Source organism: Roseibium limicola (assembly GCF_017313085.1).
In the GTDB taxonomy this organism is placed as follows: Bacteria; Pseudomonadota; Alphaproteobacteria; order Rhizobiales; family Stappiaceae; genus Roseibium; species Roseibium limicola.
Genome location: NZ_JAFLNF010000001.1, coordinates 823,502 through 847,330 on the forward strand (window position 1 = coordinate 823,502; position 23,829 = coordinate 847,330).

3 protein-coding genes (1 of these 3 running past the window's edge) are annotated in these 23,829 nt (G+C 58.3%); all 3 read right to left on the reverse strand.

Going from position 1 to position 23,829, the window contains the following annotated elements; translation table 11 throughout:
• Tightly spaced (each overlapping or abutting the next), the 3 genes in view from J0X15_RS03510 to J0X15_RS03520 form a layout consistent with a single transcriptional unit that may run on beyond the window.
• Positions 1-1,608, reverse strand: the 5' portion of a protein-coding gene (locus tag J0X15_RS03510) for a non-ribosomal peptide synthetase (RefSeq protein ID WP_206938218.1). 19,071 nt of this gene lie to the left of the window's left edge; the window shows 1,608 of its 20,679 coding nt (coding positions 1-1,608); the start codon lies at positions 1,606-1,608; the stop codon falls past the left edge of the window.
• A complete protein-coding gene (locus J0X15_RS03515; RefSeq protein ID WP_206938219.1) occupies positions 1,605-2,939 on the reverse strand; it encodes a flavin-containing monooxygenase in 1,335 nt (444 codons plus the stop codon). The genes J0X15_RS03510 and J0X15_RS03515 overlap by 4 nt, the downstream gene beginning before the upstream one ends.
• Positions 2,936-23,827, reverse strand: coding sequence for an SDR family NAD(P)-dependent oxidoreductase (locus J0X15_RS03520; protein WP_206938220.1), 20,892 nt, complete (start codon positions 23,825-23,827; stop codon positions 2,936-2,938). Before J0X15_RS03520 ends, J0X15_RS03515 begins: the two co-directional genes overlap by 4 nt.
• Positions 23,828-23,829: the final 2 nt, after the last annotated feature.

Sequence of the window (23,829 nt, forward strand, 5' to 3'; positions counted from 1 at the left end):
TTCAACCGGGTCCCCCAGAGGCGTTCCGGTGCCATGACATTCGATCAACCCAATCGTGCGTGGATCGCCTCCGGCCTGCCGGTGCGCATCAACAATCAGGCGGGCCTGCGCCCTGGGGTTGGGCGCCGTCAGGGACGTTGCGCCACCGCCATGATGTTCGGCAGATCCGGTGATCACCCCTAGGATCGGATCTCCGTCCCGTTCGGCCAGATCAAGCCGTTTGAGCAGCACAGCGCCCACGCCATCAGCACGGGCGTAGCCATCCGCATCTTTGGAGAACGTCTTGCAGCGGCCCTCAGGCGTAATCATCCCGACCTTGGAGAACATGATGTGCTGCTTGGGCGACAACATCAGGTTGGAGCCTCCGGCAATCGCCATCTCGCAGCCTTCATGCCGGATGCTCATCACCGCACGATGGATCGCCACAAGGGAGCTGGAGCAGGCAGTATCAATCACCTCGCTCGGGCCATGAATATCCAGCAGGAACGACAGCCGGTTGGGGCAGAAAGCATGACCGATACCGGTCAGTTGCTGCGCTTCCATGATCCCGGCCTGGTTGACCATGTTGGTATAATCAAGAAGGTTCAGGCCAACGAAAAGGCCGACCTTCCTGCCCGAAAGCGAGCCGGGCGCATATCCGCCTTTTTCAACCAGATGCCAGACGCACTCCATGAAGAGCCGGTGCTGCGGATCCATCAACTCGGCTTCACGCGGAGAGATGTTGAAGAAGGCGGCATCGAACATGTCGACATGCGGAACGAACCCGCCGTATTTCACATCCGTGAATGCGCCTTTCTTGGGATCGCCATGAACCGCGCGCCAGTCCCAGCGGTCTGCCGGAATCTCTTCAATGCAATCATTGCCTGCCGCCAAATGAGCTTCAAACGACTTCAGATCCGGGCTCTTGGGGAACATCCCTTCCATGGAAAGAATGGCGATGGGGGCTGCCGTCGGCACATCCGGTGCTTGTTGGAGCAATCCGCTTGTGACCGCTGAAACCTCAGCCATGTGAGCGGGATCTTTTGTGCCTTGCGCTGCAACCTTTCTGGATTGCTGCGCAGCGCGCTGATGCCTTGACAGCCAGGCGGTTTCCGGATCGGAGGTGACCGCGGGCTGTGTCGCCGGCGCGGTCTCCAGGCTCGCCGGTGCCTCGATGCCTTCGCTCAACACTTGCGTCTTGGCAGTTGACGCGTCCAGAGCTTCATAATGCGCTGTAATCGCCCCGCCATGACGCCCAAACAGGATCTCGCTCAAGTCATCTATGTTCTTGGCTTCAAAGAAGATTGTCGGGGCAACGGAAAGTGACAGATGCCTGGAAATCTGAACCATCACTTCGGTGATGGCGATGGAGTCGATACCGAGATTGGCAAGGTTTTCCTGCGGATCCAGCTGGTCTTGAGGCAGACGGAGGGCCGCAGCGGTGATTTTCCAGACGTCTTGAGCAAGCCGCTCCGCAATAGGAAATTCGGTCATGGTCTCACGGTGATTGTCTGGGTCCGGCTTGTTCCGTACGTCCGCCGACAGGCGAGCACCGGCTCTCTCCATCAGTTCCTTGTCGAGAAGTCTTGCCATGCGGGCGCGCAGGTCGCTGGGGCCTCCCGAGGTCATTCGGCCGGTTCCTCTTCTTTCGCAGGCATTCCCTCAGCCAGCATGTCCCGATATCGGCGCATATGGCTGAGCAACTTCCACAGATCCGCCTCCCACTGGTGCCGGTAGGAGTCGATGAAGTAGGTTTGGCCAAGATCCGGCGTATCGGACTTTTTGGCTGCCAGAAAACGCTTCAGCCCCGACGTTTTGCCAAAATAGGCCCTCGCATAGTTCAGGACGAAAAGGCCCTGTGTCTTCAAGCCATCGCCCAAGCCACCGGCAGCGTTGATAAACCCCATGAAGAGGATGTTATCGAGGTTGCGCGGCGTTGAGTGCAGGAAGAGGTCGGGAATGTCGCCTTTCCACTCAAGAGCCTGCTTGTCGAGGAATGGAAAATCGCGCCGGTATCCGGTCGCGTAGAGGATCGTATCCACGCCTTCCGAACTGCCGTCTGTGAAGTGAACAGTGTTCCCATCGAAGCGCTCGATATCGGGCTTGGGCGTGATGTCGCCATGACCGATGTGATAGAGCAGCAGTGAGTTCATCACCGGATGGGCACCATCCAGCGGATAATCCGGACGCGGCAGGCCGTAGTCCGCGCCATCGTATCCCGCCAGCCGGAAAACCTCGGTGATATAGGCAAGCGTTTCTTCCTTGCTGTCGAACTTGTTACCAAGCTCCATCATCCATTGCGGTGTGGGTTTTCCATCGATGAACTTCGGCTGATAGTAATAACCGCGCCGTGTGCTGTGCAGGACGGTTTCCGCGGTGCGGATCGCATCGACAGCGATGTCGCAGCCAGAATTTCCGCCACCCACGACGAGGACCCTCTGACCTTCAAGCTGTTCGGCTGACTTGTAGTCGTTTGCATGCATCACCTTGCCCGCAAACTGCCCCGGGCAGCCCGGTTCGGGAAAGCGTGGCACCCGCTGCAGGCCGTTGCACACGATGACCATGGGATAGAACGCATCATGCCCCTGGCTGGTCCGGAGGCGCCATCCATCCCCTTCAGGTTTCAGATCTTCAACTTTCGAGTTGAAATGCGTCCGCTCATAAAGCCCGAAAGCTTTTGCGTAAGATCGGATGTAGGCCAGCATCTGCCGATGGTTGGGATAGGGCGGATACGCCTCCGGCATCGGAAAGTCGGGGACCTGTGTGTTGAACTTTGGCGATATCAGATGCAGGGACTTATAAGCGCGGCCGCAGGCTGCCTCAGCGTTCCAGACACCACCAAAGTCAGCTTCAGCCTCGAAGAGTTTGACCGAAATGCCACCGTCGATCAATTCTCGGGCGACACCAATACCGGTAGGTCCGCCACCGATGATGGCGACAGTCTTCTGAGTGCCGCTCATGCTTGAGCCCCTTCGCTTGTGGTGAACACGATGTCCCGGATTTGCTGTTGCTTGGTCAAGCGAAGGCCTTCCAACCTGAGGCATTCCAGCCCGTCTGAATTGAAGAGTTCAATCTTTGCACCACGCACGCCATCAGCACTGCAGTCGCCCGATATCCGCAACAGCGAATTTTGACTGACAGGCGCAAAACTTTGAAGTGTCTCAAGACTGAGCGGGAAAGCCAGCGCGTTTTCGTCTCCCGCGTCAGCTCTCCATCCGGCCATCCGGAAGGTCACCAATCGCCAGACCGCATCCAGAACGAAGGGATCGAACACCATGCCCTGCCGGTCTGTCTCCGTGCCTCGCGGCAGCGCGAGCCGCCCAAGCAAAACTTCGCCATCGCGGTAGACCCTATCGACCTGAGCAGCCTCAGGAACAGGTTGCCCGGAATAAACCGCGCAATGACCGGAAAAGGCCTCAAATGTCGAGGTAATATCCACTCCAGTTGGCGTGCCTGAGAAGCCTTCATATCGGCTTCGGTTGGCCTCCGCCACAGAAGGCCCGACCGAACCCAGATGACAGGGGGAGGCGTCGGCACCGTCAATCTCCAGCCGGTACAGCATTCCTTCCGGATCAGACATGACGCTGACCTGCAGGTTGCGTGGTTTGCCATTGATTGCGACCGGCCGTCCCCAGAGCAGGTGTTCAAGGGACCGTATCGGTGTGCCGGTAAGCCGCTCCATTGCGGACCGCGCCACCTCCGGCAACAGCAACGCCGTGATCAGACGCTCCTCCCCACTGGTGTGCGTGGTGAGATAGGGCTCGTTTCCAGTCAACCGAATTGCAAGGTTCCCGATCTCCCCCGCTTCAGGGAGAGACGCCAGCATCGGATGAGCAGTGGTGTCAGGCGTGGGCGTTGAAGCAGTTTGCGCCCTCTCAGAAGGCTCTATCCAATACAGCGTCTTCTCAAAAGGATAGGCCGGGATGTGGATGCGAGGTGCATTCGAGACAGGCCAGTCGATGCTCAGACCCTTTGTCCAAAGCTCTGCTGCCTTGGTCAACTGCTCTGGCCTGCCGGAGTGCAGCCACTTCTCGACAAGAGCTCTGGCATCTTCATCCGTCTCGAAAACCGCAACCGTATCAGGTTCGCCGGGTGAGCGATGAACGTCTGCAAGCGCAACATCCGCTTCGATGGCAGCCAGTTTCCGCAACAGTTCGTCACGACTTCTGAAGACAAAAGCCAGGCGTTCGTTGAAAGTCGTCCGACCGTTCTGCAGCGTGGTTGCCAGCGCAGCGAGGTCAAGATCCTGGTTGGAGGCAACGAACCTCTCCATCTCGGACGCGTAGGCGCTTAGGCGGTCCTTGTTTCGTGCAGACAAGACAAACATCAACGGCTCGGCGGTTTTCGCAACTGCGGGAGCGTTTCGATACTCCTCCAGCACCACATGCGCGTTGGTGCCACTGAACCCGAACGAACTCACGCCAGCGCGACGAGGAGCATGCCCCCCCTGCGCCCACGGCTTCAGATCCCGGCTAACGACAAACGGCGTCTTGTCGAATGGAATATGGCTGTTGAGGTTTTCCAGGTTGATTGACGGCGGAATTTCCCGGTTCTCCAAAGCCAGCTGTGCCTTCAGAACCCCGGCGATCCCGGCGGACGCCAGCAGATGCCCGATATTGCTCTTGACCGATCCAAGGGCGCAGCTTGTCTCGGTCGGCACATCAGCAAAGGCATCGGTCAGGCCTTCTACTTCTATCGGGTCACCGAGTGGTGTGCCCGTGCCATGACATTCGATTAGGCCGATGCTGGCAGGATCGATCTCGAACCGATCGTAGACACCTTTCAGCAACGCGGTTTGCGCCTTTGGATTGGGCGCCGTGATGCCATTCGTCCGGCCATCCTGATTGGTTCCCCACCCCCTGATGACAGCATGGATCGGGTCGCCATCGCGCTCGGCATCGGACAATCGTTTCAACAGAACCGCGCCAACACCTTCTCCGGGCACGAAACCATTGGCTCTCTCATCGAAAGAGAAACAGCGTCCATCCGCCGACAACATGCTGACCTTGGCTGTGTCGATGAACATGTTCGGGCCGACCAGAACACAGACGCCACCAGCCAGAGCCATGTCACATGTGTGGTTGATCAGGCTTTCGCAGGCTTGCGCCAGAGCAACGAGAGAACTGGAGCACGCCGTATCGATGGACAGGCTCGGGCCCCGTAAATCCAGCAGATAGGAAATCCGGGACGCAAGAATTGAACCGGAATTGCCCAGAAGGCTGTAGGTATTGCGTTCTTCGACTAGATCCTGATAGCCGCTCGGGCCGGATGAAACATAGACACCACAACGGCTCCCTGCGAGCTGTGAGGGATCAAGTCCGGCATCTTCAATCGTATGCCAGGCTGTTTCCAGAAACAGCCTCTGTTGCGGATCCATCAGCTCGGCTTCGCGCGGTGTGATGTTGAAGAACCGCGCATCAAAGGCGCCAGCCGCCTCAAGCGCCCCCATCCACTTGCAATAGGTTTTGCCCGGCGCTTGCGGATCGGGATCATAGTGATCCTCGATCTTCCATCGCGATGCAGGCACTTCCTCGATGCAATCCCTGCCAGAGCGAATATTGCTCCAGTATTCGGCAAGCGTATTTGCCTTCGGAAACTGACCAGCAGACCCGATGATGGCAATCGGTTCGTTTGCCGTTTGTACAGGCTTCATACGCGCCTCGGCGATTGCCAAGACAGGCATTGGAACCCGCGTTTCAGGCTCCTCAATAGACAGGGCTTCGGCCTCATCCTCGTGAGGAACGCTGGCCTCCGCCAGCCATCCTGAAGCTTCGCACAGCTCTGTCATGTGTTCGACCAATGCGCCAACCGTTGGATAGGCGTAAACGGCCGTCGCCGGCAGGCTGATATCAAACGCCCGGTTCAGGTTACGGATCCAGGTGACCGCCAGGATGGAATCGAGACCCAAGTCCAGAAAGCTGTCACCCTCGCCAATATCAGAAACATCAATCATCAGATCCGTTGCCAGGGACGCAATGACTTTGCTTTTCAGCGCACGAGGCTGAACGGGTGTTTCCGTCGGCCTCTGCGTTTGTGGGCTGGCGACGGGTTCAGGAGAGGTCGGATCCTGTGGCTTGGTCTCCGGCAGAGAAACACCAGCCAATTGCACCACATGATCCGCAAGCGCGCCGACTGTTGGATACGCGTAGACAACAGTCGCTGGCAGATCGATCTGAAATTGCTTGTTCAGATTGCGGATCCAGGTGACGGCAAGAATGGAATCCAGACCCAACTCCAGAAAGCTGCCGCCTTCGTTGATATCCTCTGCAGCAATCATCAGGTCTTCGGCCAGCGAAGCGATGACGGCTGCCTTCACCCCCTGGCCTGCTGGACTGTTTGCGCTCGCCTCCACTGGTGCCGGACCGAACTTTTCGGCGATGCGTTCATTCACGACTTGATTTCCAATAAGGGTTTTCTGATGCATCACGAATTCCCGGCTCAAAACCGCATCTAGACTGTCCCGCAAGGATTGGCTCTGAGAGGCCTTCAGATCCAGAAGCTCTGCCTTCGACTTGCGCGCAAGGTTGTGCGCAGCCGTCATTGCTTTGGAAAGGACGTCCCGCGATGGCAAAACAGTGAGATGAGTGGCGCGTTGCGCCAGTTCCTTGCCGCGATATTCACGCGCGGTGAACAGGACTTCCCGACCGAGAGCATCGCCAAGCCGGTGCGGGAAGATCATCGTTGCGCCCGCACCCGGCGTGAAGCCATACCAGAGGTAATTGCTGTGATAGCTGCCTTCAGAGGCGAAAACCGCCTGATCGCAATACATCCCCAGCGACCAGCCAGCGCCGATCCCATGACCCTGCATGGCTGCAATCACCGGCAGCGGACAGCTCAGCGGCAATGAATAGATGCACCGGTCTGTGAACTTTCCTTCTCCGCGCTGCAGCTCCGCCAGCCCGTCGGCTGTGCCTCCGCAGGCGAAATAGGACGCATGTCCGGTCAGAACCACGACCTTGGCATCAGAAAGCTCGCCAATCTTCGCAAAAGCCTCTTCCAACCCATCCATGAAGGCTGGCGTGAACATGTTGCACCCGTCCCGCTCGTTCATGGTCAAACAGGCAACACCATCCTCCAGCAGCGAAAGCTCCATGACCTTGGTGGCCAGCGGCACCTTACGAGCAGCTCCCATGGAAGACGCATCAGCGTTGTCAGCAAAGTTCAGGTCCCAAACTGCAGGCTTGGGTCCCTTCAACAGCGGAGGCAGTTCGTGCCGCATGTGGTGTTTCAAAAGCGTAAGCGAGAGATGTGGTGCCGCTGCTATCTGCCGACCGATTTCGAGCGCTTTGGCCTCAACCTTTTCTGGAAGAACGCAGATCGCCCCGGCCAACAGGTCAGGGCCTCTGCCGTTAGCGTCAGAAAACACCACAAAATCAGCCTGAGTTGCGAGTGCGGCGACCGCCTCGGTTACCTCTCCGTTCAACGAGAGAACAACGGGGACTGCGCATTGTTTGAGGGGCGCCAGATCGCCGCTTTGCAGGGCGGACAGTTCGGTCAGCGGGTGGAGGTCGAGCGAGAGGACAAAAGCCCGGACGGTTTCACTCCCGCTTGCTGAAGCGAATTCCGCTGTCAGACTGCTGACAAGTGAACGGCTTCCGCCGCGCTGAAGTTGCAAGACACGGACGCCATCCTCGTCCGATTTCAGATCAAGCCTGTAGTTTGACGCCTGCGCCAAGGCAGAATGTGGCTTCAGCGGAGCAAGATTCACTTTCTGGGAGCGGACAACATCACGCGCTCCAACCGCTGCAGCCATCGCTGCTGGCCGTTTAAGTGAAACCCTCTTCGGCATCGTCGCGCATTGGCGCTCGCCAGATGCGGCAGCATCTGTTGATGCCGGAGTGTCATCTGAAACGGCTTGTACGAGGGCGGTGTCAGACCGCGTTGCGGCAGGAGGCGCCTCGCCCACCCAATAGCTCTTGCGAGCAAAGGGATAAGACGGCAACGGCACTCTTTTACGAGGTGACACGAACAGGTCGCCCGGAACAGGCTGGCCGCCCGCGACATAAGCCTTGGCAAGTCTCGCCAGAACCAACGCCCGAGCCGTTTCACCAGACCCTGTCGCGATCCCGGCTGGCTCTGTTGTTTCCGTCGACGCGGAGCCGCCATTGATCACATGTCCGGTTTCGAGGTCTTCTGTTGCTTGACCGGACATCCAGCTTTTCAGCTTGAACTGCAGCTCCTGCAGATCACGGGCAACGACCGCCAGCCGATGCGCGAGATGCCGACGCCCGGCAATCAGGGTAAAGGCAACATCTTCAGGCAGAAGGTTCGAATGCCGTTCCAGGTGCAGGTTCAGGCGTTTGGCCTGGTGGCCGAGCTGGTCTTCCGTTCTGGCCGACAGGACGAACAGCTGACCGGAAGCGGGTTCGGAGATAGAGGCTTCTTCAGGGCCATCTTCGATCACCACATGCGCATTGGTTCCGCTGAAGCCAAAAGAGCTGATGGCAGCGCGGCGCTTCGTTCCAGTGACCTTTGACCAAGCAACGGGCTGCTCATTGACTGTGAACGGCCCCTTGTTGAAATCGATGGCAGAATTTCCCCCGGCGAAATGCAGGGTTGGTGGAATACTGCCCTGCTTCAGGCTCCAAAGCACCTTGGCGAGCCCGACTATGCCGGCCGCGGTTGTCGCGTGCCCAATGTTTGACTTCACAGATCCCAGATGGATCTTCCCGCCATCGGGTTCTGCGTCGGAGAATGCGCGCAGCAGGGCTGCATGCTCAATCGGATCCCCCAGAACCGTTCCGGTTCCATGCGCCTCAACAAAGCCAATCGAAGAAGCATCGATGCCCGCCTGCTCATAGACCTGACGGATCAGCCGTTCCTGGGACAAGGCACTCGGCGCGGTGATACCATTTGTCGTCCCGTCCTGATTGGTGCCCGAGGCAGCAATCACACCAAGGATCGTATCGCCGTCGGAGAGAGCGTCCGACAGCGGGCGCAGCAAGACCGCGCCGACAGCTTCGCCCGGCACAATTCCATCAGCGCCCTTACCAAAGGCGGCACAGCGACCTGAAGGCGACAGCATTTGTGCCGCATTCGCATAGCGGAAGAAACGCGACGAACATTGAACAAACACACCGCCTGCCAAGGCCATGTCGCATTCGCCGTTCCGGATGCTCTGGCAAGCCATGTGCAGAGCGACAAGCGAACTGGAACAAGCCGTATCGACCGCAACCGCAGGCCCCTTCAGATCCAGCCAATAGGAAATGCGTGCAGGGATCAGAGAGGTTGTATTGCCCCAGAAAGCCTGACCCGGCGGTTGTTCTGTGAACAGGTCCTGATAATCGCCATGCGCACAGCCAACAAAGACACCGCAGCGGCTGCCGATAATGTCCTCTCCGGCGTGCCCGGCATTTTCCAGCGTGCTCCAGGCCTCCTCCAGAAACAGCCGTTGTTGCGGGTCCATATAGGTTGCTTCAGTGCCCGAAATGCCGAAGAAGACAGGATCAAACTGATCAATGCCGGCCAGGAAGCTGCCATGTCGGCCATAGCTGCCCTCTTCCTGATCCTTGTAGAAGCGCGTCAGGTCGAAACGGCTGACCGGCTCGACAAGATCTCGCCCTGAAATCAGGTGTTGCCACAGCTCATCAATCGTTTCCGACTTCGCAAACCGGCCACTCGCGCCGACAATCGCAATTGCCTCGTGCTCGCCTTGTGCCATCACTGGCGCGGTCGTTGACCTTGGCTCTGGAGTGGCGACCGCAGGCCGATCCACGATCTCCTCCCCAACAATAATGGAATGATCGTCTCGCAGATGGGCCTCAAGCCGTTGTGCATTGGTGAAATCATAAAGCACTGTCTGGTCCAGATCGATGCCAAGCACCTTGCGCAAGCGGTGCACAAATTCCGCACCGAGGATCGAGTCCAGACCATAATCTGCGAAACTGCGCTTTTCATCGATCAACGAAGCAGCAACGTTCAGCGTATCGGCAAGCGCCTGCCGCAAGACAGCGCGCAACCGAGGCACCCCTGCAGGCTTGGTGCTGATGGCGCTGCTCACGACCCCAGTGGGAGCAACAAGAGCAGCGACAGAGGCAGGCATTGACTCGGATCGACTTTGCCCGACGCTCCGAAGTGTTTCCTGCGGATCGTGTGGCGTTGCCGTGTCAGCCCGCGCAACGATGATTTGCTGACCAAGATCCTGTTCCTCAGCCGACGAGGCAGCAATCCAGTCGAAGCCGGTCTCGCCCAGCGCCTTGCGCCAGTTTTCAGTATCAAGAGAGGGGGTGCCCGAAATCCGGCGCTCCGGATCGGTAAAACGCCACCAGCCCTCCAGCAGCCCAAAGGTCACATGGGTGAAAAATGTCGCCTTGCTGGTTTCGTTCAGCAGTAGAACGCCACCGGGGACCATCATCTGACGCACATTTTCCAGCGTGTCTCGGATGTCCGCCGTTGCATGCAAGACATTTGCTGCAATCACCAGATCATAGCTTCCAGCTGCAATTTTCTGGTCTGCTATTGGCTTTTCAACGTTGAGAAGTGCCGTCTTGAGCCCAGGAATACGATCCGCATAAGACCGCTCCGCATGAATGAGGAAGGCTCTTGAAAGATCAGTATAGAGGTATTCGCCAATCCTGTTCGCGAACGGTATTAAAGCGTCCAGAACCGGTTCTGTTGTCCCACCGGTCCCGGCGCCGATTTCAAGAATGCGCAGCTTGGCTTGAGAGGCCGTTACAGCTTTCACGGCCTGCGCAGCCACATTGGCTGCGGCTCTGCTGAACCGGGCTGCGACCGCATTTTCCTTATAGACTGCCTCAACCAATGACTGACGGCCATCCGGAAACAGAACCTCAGTGGCTTTCGTCTGGCCGGTCAGAATATCCGGCAAAGCGCGTAAGGCAGCTTCCGCAAGCTGCATTTGGGCACTCGAGCGTCCTTCGGCTTTCTGTTTTTCCCAGTGCGCCCAGGCATCGCCGTCAGAAGCCTTCAGCTGATGTGCTCTGGAGGCCACCAATGGCTTCACAGATTCAAACCAGCGCCTGTAGGCTGGTGCGATGTCCCGTACCGACAGACTTGGCAGCATAGCGTACAACACGCCGGCAATTGCGATATCCAGTGCGTCCTGCTCATCTCTGAGAACCGTATCGCCTGCCCCCGCCTCAACCTCCCGGCGCAGCTCAGAAAAGCTTGTTGGCTGGGTTTGAGTGTGACGTGACGCCCGTTGCTGTTCTGGTATCCAGAATCTTGTCCGATCAAATGGATAGGTTGGCAGCGAGATAATCCGCGCGGGCGTCGATTTGCGAAGCGCCAACCACGGAACAGTCAATCCTTCGACCCACAACCGCAGAACCGTTTCATAGCGCCCGCTATCCCAAGCTCTGCTGATGACTTCCTCAATAACATCATCCGCACCAAGGGCAGAAAGCTTGGCTTTCTGACCTTGAGCCTCGCCAACGAAGACAGGGGGTTCGGGTTCACTGCCCGCCAGCCAGCTTGCAAGCGTTTCGACAAGTTCGGCCCCATCGCGAACAAGCAGCCCAAGGCGCGCGTCCATGTCCTCGCGTCCAACTTGCAACGTATAAGCAATATCCTGAAGTCTGGGGCTCGCTCCAACGGCAAGGCTTTCGCAAGGTGTCGAAGCGATGGACTGCGACAGTCTTTCAACCGACCCGGCCATCTCGATATCTGCAATCGATCTGTGAAGGCCGAAGGTTTCCTTCAGCCAGCGCACCAGCTGATAGGCATGAGCGACGTCGAGGCCGAGAGCATCGAAGGTGTCTTCCGGATCGATGTCCCGAGAATGGACATTAAGAAGCCGACCAAGTTCGGCACAAAGACTGTCCGAAACTTGAGCAAGGTCTGGCAGCTTGTCGGAGACTTGGCCGTCTGCTGTCGCGTGCAGATATGCCAAAAGCTGCTCTGCCTGTTCCCTCAATTTTTCCGGGGTACGCCCCGACAAGATGATTGCATGGGGCCCGCCCCCATCAGCTTCCTCATGGGTACCGGATCCGGCGTCCAACCATTCCTCGATGATCACATGGGCGTTGGCACCGCCTGCGCCGAAAGACGAGATCCCGGCGATCCTCGAAGCGACCGTTTCCCAGCTTCGCGTCTCGCGGCATAGCACAAACGGTGATTTTTCCAGATCGATATTCGGATTGATCTGCTGCGCATGAAGGCTCGGGACAAAGCGCCTTCTCTTCAGTTGTAAAATGGCCTTGGTCACCCCGGCAATACCGGCTGCGGCCTCCAGATGGCCAATGTTGGATTTGACAGATCCCAGCACACAGAAGCCGCTCGCATCGGTATCAAGAGCAAAGGCCTGCGTCAGACCGTCAACTTCAATCGGATCCCCAAGTTCAGTCCCTGTCCCATGAGCCTCGATATAGCCAATATCCGAGGCCTGAAGCCCGGCCTGATCCAGAGCTTTACGAATGACATTCCGCTGCGCTTGCGGGTTGGGCACTGTGAAGCCATTTGTTCGACCGCCATGATTGACGGCACTCCCCCGGATGACCGCATGAATGCGGTCACCATCGGCGACCGCTTTCGAAAGCGGTTTCAGAACGACACATCCGACGCCCTCGCCAGGGACAAAGCCATCCGCCTCACTGCCGAAACTGTGGCAGCGGCCGGACGGGCTGAGCATATGCGCTGCACTCAGCTCGACGTAGTTGGAGGGATGCAGGTAGAGGTTGACCCCGCCAGCAATGGCGATCGCGCAACTGCCAGACCGCAGCGCGCTGCAAGCTTCATGGATAGCCGTCAAGGACGACGAACACATCGTGTCAACGGGAAGGCTGGGGCCGGACAGGTCAAGGAATTGCGAGACCCGATTGGCCAGGCCGGAAAAGGATGTTGACGGACGGATAACGGCTCCGCCATCGGTCCTGAACGGCCCATGCAGCGCATAGCCGGTTTTGGTGACACCGGCAAAAACACCGACCTCAGCACTGCCATGGCTGGTGCCAGCAACCGCCTTCAGGCGATCCCGCGTGTATCCGCCGTCTTCCAGCGCCTGCCAGGCGCTCATCAGGAACAGGCGTTCCTGTGGATCCATCGCAGCGGCCTCACGCGGTGAGATCTTGAAGAAGGCCGGATCGAAATCCGCAAAACCTTCCAAAAACGCACCCCATTTCGAATAGCTCTTCGCACCGGCTGCCGCTTCGTCCTGGTCTGGCTCGAAGAACCCTTCTATCTCCCATCGGTCCGCCGGGATTTCACGCACGGAATCCCGGCCGGTCTCAAGATTGCGCCAGAATGCGGTGAGGTCGGGAGCATCAGGATAGGTGCCGCTCAATCCGATGATTGCAATTGGCTCGTCCTGACTTGCCGGGCGTATCTCCTGTTTTGCGGCATCCGCTGCACCTACAGAATTGGACCGTTGGGAGCCAATCTTATGGGAAGGCCCGGACATGGCGCTGGGCATGGAGCCGGAAAAACCGGTCCAGCTTCTGCAGGCCTGGGTTTGCTCGCCCACCAGATAGACGCTGATGGCCGCGAGAGTGCGAAACCGGAAGAACAGCGTCTTCGGCAAGGCCTCAAACAGGCCAGCAAGCTCCGTATTGAGCCGGGTAATCATGAGAGAGTCGATGCCATAGTCTTCCAGCAAGGCATCAGGGTCGATCGCTTGTTCGCTCACACCGCTGACCTTGGCGAAAAGCTTGCGCAAGCTGGACCTTGTTGCCGAAAGCAAGGCCGGATCCAGAGCTGTGCTGGATGCGACTTCAGAAGCTGTGTGACTTCCACCCAGCCCTGCGTCAGTCGCTGCAGCCGCAAAGAATGTCTTGATGCTGCTGTGTGCTCCCGCAACCACTGCAACCTGGGACTTGCCGGACGCCAGGCAGCGATGCAGGGCTTCAAGTCCGGCTGCCGTTTCAAGCGGCCGCTGGCCCATCCGGCGGAACAAGGCTTCTTTGGTCGTCACATCGACCGCCATGCCACCATCCAGCCATAACGGCCAGTTTATCGACGTGATCTTGCCATTGGACGTCGCAGCAAGGGCGTCGAGAAAGCCGTTTGCAGCTGCGTAGTCAGCTTGCCCCACATTCCCGAAGGGCGAGGCCAGCGACGAGAAGAGAACAAAAACGTCGAGATCCAAAGCCGCGCAGGCATCGCGCAAAGCGAGCGCGCCGTAACTTTTCGGTGCCAGAACGGCTTTCAGATCTTCGCTGGACTTGGTCGCAATATAGCCGTCTCTCAGGACGCCACTGCAATGGACGACACCATTCAAGTGGCCATGAACTTCAAGGATATGTCGAACCAACCGATCAACAGCCGCAAAATCGGCAACGTTTGCCTGCCGATATCCGGCAACGGCGCCAAGCTCCCTCAGACGCTCCAGAAACGCTGACCGTTCCTCATCAAGCGGCTTCGATCCGGTCAAGACCAGAACCGGGTTGATGGCCGTCCTGGCGATGTCTTCGGCAACCAGCCTTCCCAGACCGCCCATGCCGCCAGTCACCAGATACACGCCGCCGTCGTTCCAGTTAAAGCGGCTTTCCGGCCCGTTCAGCTCCTGCCACTGCCTGATGTAGCAGCCACCGTTTTCATACCTGATATGCGTGACACCTGCGTGCTGGGCATTTTCCTCAAGCCAGTCTGCCACGGCTTCGGGCGTTGTTGTGACAGGCGTCTCAATGACCTGAGCGACAACCCTCGGATCTTCCACCATTGCCGTGCGCAACATGGCGCCCAATCCGCCGAAAACGGCGCCCTCACCGTCTGCAGGCACGGCAAGCTGGATCAACACCGCTTCGTCATCCATCGCTGTCATCTGCACGCGCAGCATCTCGAGCAGTTGGCTGGCCGCACCGGCGTATTGCGTGGCAATGTCTCCATCCACCAGCGACAGGCTGCGGACGGACGCGTTTCGGCCTACGGCAATGCGGATCCCGCAGCCAATTGCAATGCGTCGCCCGGTAAATGGCGTACCGCTGCCTGCAGCCTTTTTCCAATCCGTCGAAAAAAGCAAAGCACGTTGATCTTCGCAGCGACTTGATGCCGCTTCCTGTGGCTCGACACCTGGAATCCAGAACCTGGTGTTTGCAAATTCATGCCGGGCAAGCGGCGAACGAACATGGCCTGATGGCTTGTCATAGCTTTCGAGCACGACATGAGCATTCGCCCCGCCAAATCCGAAGCTGCTTACACCCGCGCGTCGCGGCGCTCCGCTTGCCTGCGGTTCCCAGACCTGCTGACGTGTCAGGACCTTGAACGGAGTGCCGTCCAGGTCGATATGCGGATTGAGGGGCTCACTGAAGAGCGTTGCGGGTAACAGACCCCGGTCCATCGCCATCAGGACCTTGATCACGCCAGCCAGTCCAGCAACAGCTTCCAGATGGCCGATATTGGATTTCACCGACCCAAGGCCGATCTGCAATGAGGCATGCTGGTCTGCGACACTCAACTGCGCGAATGCAGACCGCAGCCCGTTGATTTCGACCGGATCCCCTAGCTCCGTTCCAGTGCCATGAGCTTCGATATAAGAAATGGATGCGGGATCAAGACCCGCCATGGCCTCAACGATCAGACGTGCCTGAACCTTGGCATTCGGAGCCGTCAATGCGCCGGAACGCCCACCGTGATTTTCAGCCCCCCCGGCGAGAACGCCAAGAATACGATCACCGTCACGTTCCGCTTCTGCGAGAGGCTTGAGCAGCAATGCCGCGACACCTTCGCCGCGTGTATATCCGTCAGCCGCAGCTCCAAAAGTGTGGCAATGCCCCGTTGGAGACAGCATTCCTGCCTTGTGCGGCCCTTCAAAACCTTCCAGCGACAGGCATAGATTGACCCCACCCACAATCGCCGCAGAGCATTGGCCCATGCGCAGCGCATCGCGGGCGCGCAACAAGGCAATCAGAGAACTGGAACACGCCGTATCAATTGCCTGGCTTGGCCCGTTGAGATTGAACTGATGCGACAGCCGATTTGCGGCCATTGCCAGTGAATTGCCCGTCGCCAGATATCCATCGGTCTCCAGCCCTTCCGAGCGCCAGACATCTGCATAATCCAGCGATGTGATCCCGACGAAGACGCCTGTCTGACGGGGAAGCTCTTCAGGCGTGTAGCCAGCATTCTCGAGCGCCCGCCATGAGGTTTCCAGCAGCAGTCGCTGTTGCGGATCCAGACGTTCAGCCTCGACCGGCGAGATTTTGAAAAAGCCAGCGTCAAAACGGTCAATATCCTCGAGGAAGCCCCCCTTCCCCGAGAAATCCAGCTTCCGGAAGCGCTCCGCATAAGAAGGCGAATACCGCGCCAACGGAATGCCGGATGTCAGGTCCTGACCCGCCAGAAGGTTGTCGAAATAGGTCTCAACATCCGGGCTTCCCGGAAACCGCCCTGCCATGCCGATGATGGCAATGCGGGCGTCCGGTTCCGCGTCCCGGCTCTCGGAAGGCAGCGGATGATCGCCCTGGGCTCCGCCGCCGGATATCTTGACGTCGTCAAAGGCGCTGCTGGCCTTGGTCTCAACCGGCGTAACCGTCTTTTCTGTCTGGGCTGACATCACCCCATGACGCGTGACAAGATGCTCAGCCAGTGCTTCGATGTGTTCGTACTCGAAGAACACAGCCGGTGAGAGATCGATACCAAAGGCTTCGCTGATGTCATTGGCATAACCTGTCAGCGAAATGGAGTCGAAGCCGAGATCATGGAACGCTTCGCGCGCGCCCAGATCCGCGGGCGTGAACTTCAAGATGGCTGCCGCCATCTCCCGCAGCTTGGAGTGCAAGACTTCAGAAGACGCGCCGGGAGAGGACACCGCACTTTTGTCTTTCCGGGGCGGAGACTGCTCAGCGCCTGCGCGCGATCTCAGAGTGACGCCGGACATGCTGGCTGAAACAGAACCATCTGCCTCACAAAACGCTAGGTCAAATCCGCCGTCGGCTCTTTTCTGGCAAAGGATATAGGAAACGTCGGAGCCCCGAAGCTCAATTGTCTCAATGGCATCGATATCCGCATTGTCGCCAGTCACGATCTGCAGCACTTGCAAGGCAGCCCCAAGCGCTGGGGCGGGAAGGTGCGTCTGCCTCTTGAAAAAGTCTTGCTGCGGCTGGTCCTCGCGCAGATGACACAGATGAGCGCCATCTGGCAGATGCCAGATCTGCTGGATGCTTTCCAGATACGGGCCGAAATTCACGCGCCTCTTTTGGAAATTAGCATAAACCTCGGCAGTCTCCTGCACACGAAGGGCGGCTTTGCGCAGACCGGAAATGTCTATTGACCGGTCACCGGCACTCGCCACGTCAGCAACAAGTGCGCTGAGCCAAGGGCTGCACTGACCTGTGTGGGTCACAACGGAGACCGTTACCGCGCTGCGATCCGAGCCCGGTTTCACCTCCAGTTCCAGGTCTTTGACGTCCTGCCACACCGGTGCCTGCAGGATCTCCAGACTGGAGATGCCAGGATGTGACGCTACGCCCGAGATTTGCGCCGCGGCTGCGATAATGTCGACAGCGACCGTTGCAATGACCGTGTCCTTTCCGGCGATGGCAAAAACATAGTCACGCAATTCCTTCAGATGCAGCGTCGTCTTGTAGCGGAGCCCTGTCGCGTCGGAACAATTGAGCCCGATAAACGGATGGAGTTTCGACCGGGCGCCCAGCGGATTGACGACTGAGGGCACGTCCGGCTCTTCCTGATACCAACAGCGGATTTTTTCAAACGGATAAGCTGGCAGCGATATGCGTCTGACATCGCGACCGCTTCTCAGCAGGTCCCAATCGATAGAAGCCCCGGCGGACCAGGCAGCAGCAACCTTTTTCAGATCTCGCGCAACGCAAGCGGCCTGAATCTGCTGCACATCGCTTGGCGGATCACAATCCAGGATCGACGCCGTATACTGCAGAAAACCGGCAGCCGGCTCCCCACCCAAAAACGCTTTGATCGCATCAAGCGCTTCGAGCCGACTGTCAGCAACAAGAGCCAAACGGCTGGTAAGTTCGTTCCTGCCCACCTGAAGTGTAAAGGCAATATCGGCGAGCGCTGCGTCGGAATTGTCCTGAAGATAGGCGCAAAAGCGCGTCAGAACGGCCCGAAGCTGATTGGCTCCTAGCGCTGAGAATACCAGCAGCTCAGAACCCTCAGTCATCAGTCTGCCGAGCGGCTCAGCTGCTTCCTCAATGATGATGTGGGAGTTCATGCCACCCGCACCGATGGACGTTACACCGGCCCGCAACGGCAGCTCTTGTCCGTCTTCGCCACTCAGCCTTTGCCAGGGAGCAAGATCACGCTGGACATAGAACGGCGACGCCGCAAACGGAATATCCGGGTTGAGTGTTTCGGCATGAAGTGATGGCGCCAGCTGCTTGTGCTTCAGCTGCGACAGAACCTTGACGATTCCAGCCAGCCCCGAAGCCCCCAAAAGGTGGGCTACATTGCTTTTGACCGTTCCGATCGGACACGTCTGCACCGCGTCAGTGTGTTTGCGAAAGACCTGCGTGAGAGCCTTGATCTCGATTGGATCTCCAAGCGCTGTGCCCGAGCCATGCCCCTCGATATAGCCGATGGTCGCCGGGCTAATACCCGCGTCATCCAGCGCCTGCTCGATGGCGACCGCCTGCTGGTTGGGGCTGGGAACGGTGAAGCCGTTTCGGACACCGGCATTGCTGATGCCAGAGCCCGTGATGACCCCGTAGATATGGTCGCCATCGCGCTGCGCATCCACAAGAGGTTTCAGCACCAAAGCACCGACGCCCTCACCCAGGATCGTGCCCTCTGCACCAAGCCCATAGCCGCGAATGACGTCTGCCGACTTGGTGGTGAAATGCTCCTGCGAGGTTGCAATCAGTTTTTGCGGGTGCAGGAGCAGACTGACGCCGCCTGCAAGCGCCATCTTGCAGCGTCCGGCGCGCAACATATGCACCGCTTCATGCACACAGGTCGAAGAGGCCGAGCACATGGTGTCGAGAAAATACGACGGGCCGGTGAAGCCATAATAGTAGGACACCATATTCGGCACGGTGCCGGTGTAGCTGCCACTTGCGAGGGATCCCCGCATCAGCATGTTCTGGAAGCCATACAGATCGTATTCGTTGGTCATGGACCCGACGATCACGGCGACATCTCCGGAGAGCTTCCGGGCCATGGTTTCTCGTGAGTAGCCAGCATCCTCAAACGCTTCGACGCTCGCCTGCAGAAACAGACGAACTTCCGGAGACATCAACTCTGCTTCGGCCTGGGAAATTCTGAAGTAGCGGGGATCGAACTTGTCGATGTCCGGCAAGAACGCACCGGTCTTGACCACGGTCTTGCCCAGTATGTCGCGCTCACCATGCAGCAACGCGCCATTGTTCCAACGCTCAGCAGGAACCGGCTCAAACCCATCGATTCCCTCAGACAACATTGTCCAGAAAGCGTCCTGGCTATCGGCATTTGAAACATGCAACGACAGGCCAACGATTGCGATGTCGTGCAGCGCTCTTTCATCGCCTGTTGGCGCCTTGTCAGACTGGACGCCTTTTTCAGGAGCAGATGCCACGAAGTCAACAGATGCAGCCTCTGCAGCAATCGCCCTTGGGGCCGACAGGTCCTGCAATGCGGCCTCTGTAGCGTTGGTGGCCTTTATCGCAGCGAGATCATCGGCAAACAGCGCCTCAAGTGCTGCCCGGTGCTCAGCCACCAGATGGTTTCCGACCCCGTCCAGATCCACGAACTCGAAAAACAGGGTCTTTGACAGCGGCCCCAACACCTCTTCCAGCCGATTTGTACTTTCAACGATTGCAATGGAATCCAGGCCGTACTCATCCAGCTTGCGATTTGAGCGGATGCGGCCGGCCTCCAACTCAAGCACATCGGACAGGATGGTGCGGACAAGATCTATTGTCTTGGGCAGAAGAGCCGCATCATCGAAACCACCCTTCGGTTCGCTGTTATCGATAGTCGCGTTGTTGGTGGTCTGCTCATTCAGCTCAGCCGTCTGGCCATAGTCTGCTAGCACCGCATCAATTCGATCGAGATCACCATACAGCACGGTGCTGCGTGGCGAAGCGGGTCCCTGGAGAATGGCCTCGAGCGCCGCAAGGCCTGCATCGGTCGGCAGAGGGGTCAGGCCCAACCTGCGTTTCATCGCTGCCTGGGTTGACGCGTCAACCGTCATGCCACCGTCCTGCCAGAGCGGCCAGGCAATCGCTACGGTTTTACCAAAGCGATCACCACGGGCAACCAGGGCTGCGCGCTCTTCGGCAAATGCATCCATGAAGGCGTTTGCCGCCGCGTATCCGGCCTGTCCGGCATTGCCAAAGACCGACGCGATGGAGGAGCATAGAATGTAAAAATCAATCGGCAGGCTTCTGGTTGCCTGATCCAGATGGACGGATCCAATCACTTTCGGTGCGAGCACATCAACAACATCGGCCGCATCCCGTGTCAGGATGTATCCATCATCGAGAATACCGGCGGCATGAATGATCCCCTTGAGATCTCCAACCGTGCCCTGGATCGTCCTGACAACCCGGTCAACATCTGCAAGGTCCGCAACATTACAGGCAGTATAGACAACCTCGACGCCGTCCTTGCGAAGAGCGTCAAGCCTTGCCCTGCCAGCATCATCGGCCTCTTGCCTGCGTCCGCTCAAGACCAAGCGGCGTGCGCCGCGCGTGATTATCCATCGCGCAAAAATCTGCCCCAGTTCCCCGAGGCCTCCGGTGATCCAATAGACCCCATCGGGATCAATCGTCAGTGCCTCGGTATCAGCCGTATCAGTCTCGGAAACCGGCAACCAGGCACTGCGCAGACCGCCAGCGTCGTACCTCAATTCCGTCAGGCTGTCACCACCGACGCTTTCTGAGCTTGCAATAGCAACCAACCGGTCAACGGTCATGTCACCGTCCAGCGTCACAACACGGCCGGACAGCTTGGGATTTTCAATGACTGCCGTCTTAAAAAGGCCAGCCAAGGGCGCGGTGACCGAGGACGGAAGGCTTGTCGGTGCAAACACCAGTATATGCCCAGGCAGAGCCGCACGGGAGGCCAGCGTGTCACGGACAACGTCATAGGTCGCCAGAAACACAGCTTTCGCTGCGCTCGCATTATCCAGTCCCGACAGGTCCGGCAGAAGATCAACCACACACCCGGTGCGTGCTCGCAGCGATGACGCCAGAGCAGCATCCATCCCCGCCAGAAGAAGTCTGATTTTGCCCTTGGTCCTGCCTGCTGTGATCTGAAGCGGAGCAGGATGCCAACCGCCATCCATCACGACCAGTGGCATATCGACAGGCTCAAGCGCTGTGTTTTCCTCCGCCACATCTGTGGAAACCGTATCTTCCGCCGGGCTGAGGATACGTAGGACGAGGTCTCGGATGACGGCAGTCTGGTGCCCCTCTTTGTCGAATAAATCGATATCAAGATGACGAACAGAGCTGGCAACGCTTTGGGTTTTTCTCATGCGCACATGGGCCCACATGACCACCGTGCACGGCGCGAGAACCTCGATCCGGCCACAGGAAAACGGAACCCCCGCTCCACTCGGCGCATCCTTGTCGATGGCGACCCAAGCCTGGATGCCGGCATCTAGAAGAACAGGGTGCAACGGCATGGCATCAAGCGATTGCTGCAGGCGACGCGGCAGCTTGAGCAGTGCCAGGGCTTCATTCTCGCCGCGATAGACCTGAGACATCGCCCGAAAGGCTGGCCCGTGGTTGACGCCACTTTGCAGCAAACGCTCATAGCAGGCCTGCGGGTCAAGTCTCTCGCCGCAACGACGCTTGAGGCCTTCCAGATCCGCAGTGACTGGTTCTATCGCCTGCCCGGTTTCAATGCGTCCCTGCATGTTTGCAGCGGCGGACTGAGGACCGGCCGCATCGCGCGTTCTCACACTGAAATCGAGGCGCTGCGCACTCTTGCGCTCAATCAACGTCTCGACAAAAACGGGCTGTGCATCCAGCAACTGGATGGGTTTGCTCCAGACAACATTGGTGATCGCAAAGCCTGACGACGGTAAACCGCCAGCCAGTTTTGCCGCCGCACGCCCCATCTCCAGAGAGGCAACACCAGGAAGCACCTTCGTGTCTCCAACATGGTGATCGGACAAAACAAACTCATCACCGGTCAACCGTGTTTCAAAGCGGCATCCATCAATCAGCGAGGTATTTCTATGCAACAGCGGATGCGGGACCGGCCTTTGATCCTTGGCGCCGAGCGACAGATCCATCCAGTGGCGTTCCCGCGTGAACGGGTACAGCGGCGCGTGGATCGCCCGTCTCGGGGCCGTGGCGCCGTCACCCCATGAAACATCCTCGCCGGCAACCCACCGCAGAGCTGTTGCGACGTCCTCGGAGACCTTGCCCGACTTCGGCGCACTCGCAGTTTCAGGCAGAACACATCCAGCCCGCTCACTCCCGTTCAGGTAGCTGCGTAAAGCATCTGCGAGCTCCTCTGTCGTCCTTGCGGCAAAAGCGCAGCGCATCTCCAGTGGGGCGCGCGCCATTTGGAACGTATGAGCAAGATCGGCCAAGATTGCGTCGCGACCTTTCGTTCGCTTAACGAAAGCCAGAAGCCTCTCGGCATAATCCGTCAGGCCTTCTTCAGATGCTGCCGAAAGTGGAATGACATGAAGCACAGCCGTTTTGACGACGCCGGATGAGCGTTGCTCCGGTGCCTCTTCCATCAGCACATGAGCATTGCTGCCACCAAACCCGAAGGAACTGACGCAAGCCCGCCGGATATGATCATGGCTGCGTGGCCAATCGGTGCAAGCGCTTTGGATGCGGAACGGCGATCCGGATAAATCAATCAGGCGGTTCAGCTTGTTGAAGCCAGCGTTTGCCGGAATCTGCTCGTGCTTCAGGGCCGCCAGAACCTTGACGATCCCCGCCACCCCGGCAGCACCTTCCAGATGGCCAATATTCGTTTTGACCGATCCGATGCCGCAGGTCTGCTCTTCCAGAACGACGTCGTTTTCGTCACAAAGCGTCTCGAAAGCCTGTTTCAGACCAGAAATTTCAATCGGGTCTCCAAGCGGCGTTCCCGGACCGTGCGCCTCGATGTAATCGATCGTGTCCGGGCTTGCGCCCGCCTCACGGTGAACCTTTCGGATCAACTCCGCTTGGGCATTCGGGTTGGTCACAGTCAGAGAATTTGTGCGCCCGCCGTGATTGATACCGATGCCGCGGATTACCGCATGGATGGCATCGCCATCTTCCAAAGCCTTTGACAAAGGTTTCAAAAGAACAACTGCACCACCTTCCCCGCGCACGTATCCATCGGCCGCATCATCAAAGGCCTTGCCGCGCCCGTCTTTCGACAACATTCCGGCTTTTGAAAACGCCACAAAATGATTAGGCGACCAGATGAGGTTGACCCCACCCGCCAGCGCCATCTCGCAGGTGCCGTCCTGGATGGCACGAACCGCCTCATAAACCGAAGTCAGAGAGGCAGCGCAAGCCGTGTCGTTGGTAATGCTGGGGCCTTGAAAGTCGAAGAAATGCGAAACGCGGTTGGCGATGATCGAAAAGGCGATGCCTGTCGGCATATAGGCGTCAATCTGCGCCAGGTGCTTCTCCAGCAGCTCAGCGTAATCCCAATGGCAGACCCCCATGAAAACGCCGGTGTTGCTGCCCGCTAGGTCGGACGCACGGTATCCGGCGTCTTCAATCGCATGCCATGCCATTTCCAGAGCAAAGCGCTGCTGCGGGTCCATCCATGCGGCTTCCCTCGGAGAGATCCCGAAAAACGCCGCATCAAAGCAGTCGGCATCCTCGACAAAACCGCCCCAGATGCTGTTGGTCTTGTTGCCTTTGGAGGGATCCCCCTTGAGATCGCCTGCGTTCCAGCGGTCAGCCGGCACTTCCCTGATGAGCGAGCGTTCTGCAGCCAGGTGATCCCAGAATTCATCAAGGTTGTCCGCACCTGGAAGCCTGAGCCCAAGTCCGACAATTGCGACCGGTTCGCGCTGGAGTTTCTGTGCCATGC

What these genes read in the sequence shown, in the direction of transcription:
- J0X15_RS03515 (WP_206938219.1), bottom strand. Translation starts at nt 2,939, where the DNA reads ATGAGCGGCACTCAGAAGACTGTCGCCATCATCGGTGGCGGACCTACC.
- J0X15_RS03520 (WP_206938220.1), bottom strand. Translation starts at nt 23,827, where the DNA reads ATGGCACAGAAACTCCAGCGCGAACCGGTCGCAATTGTCGGACTTGGG.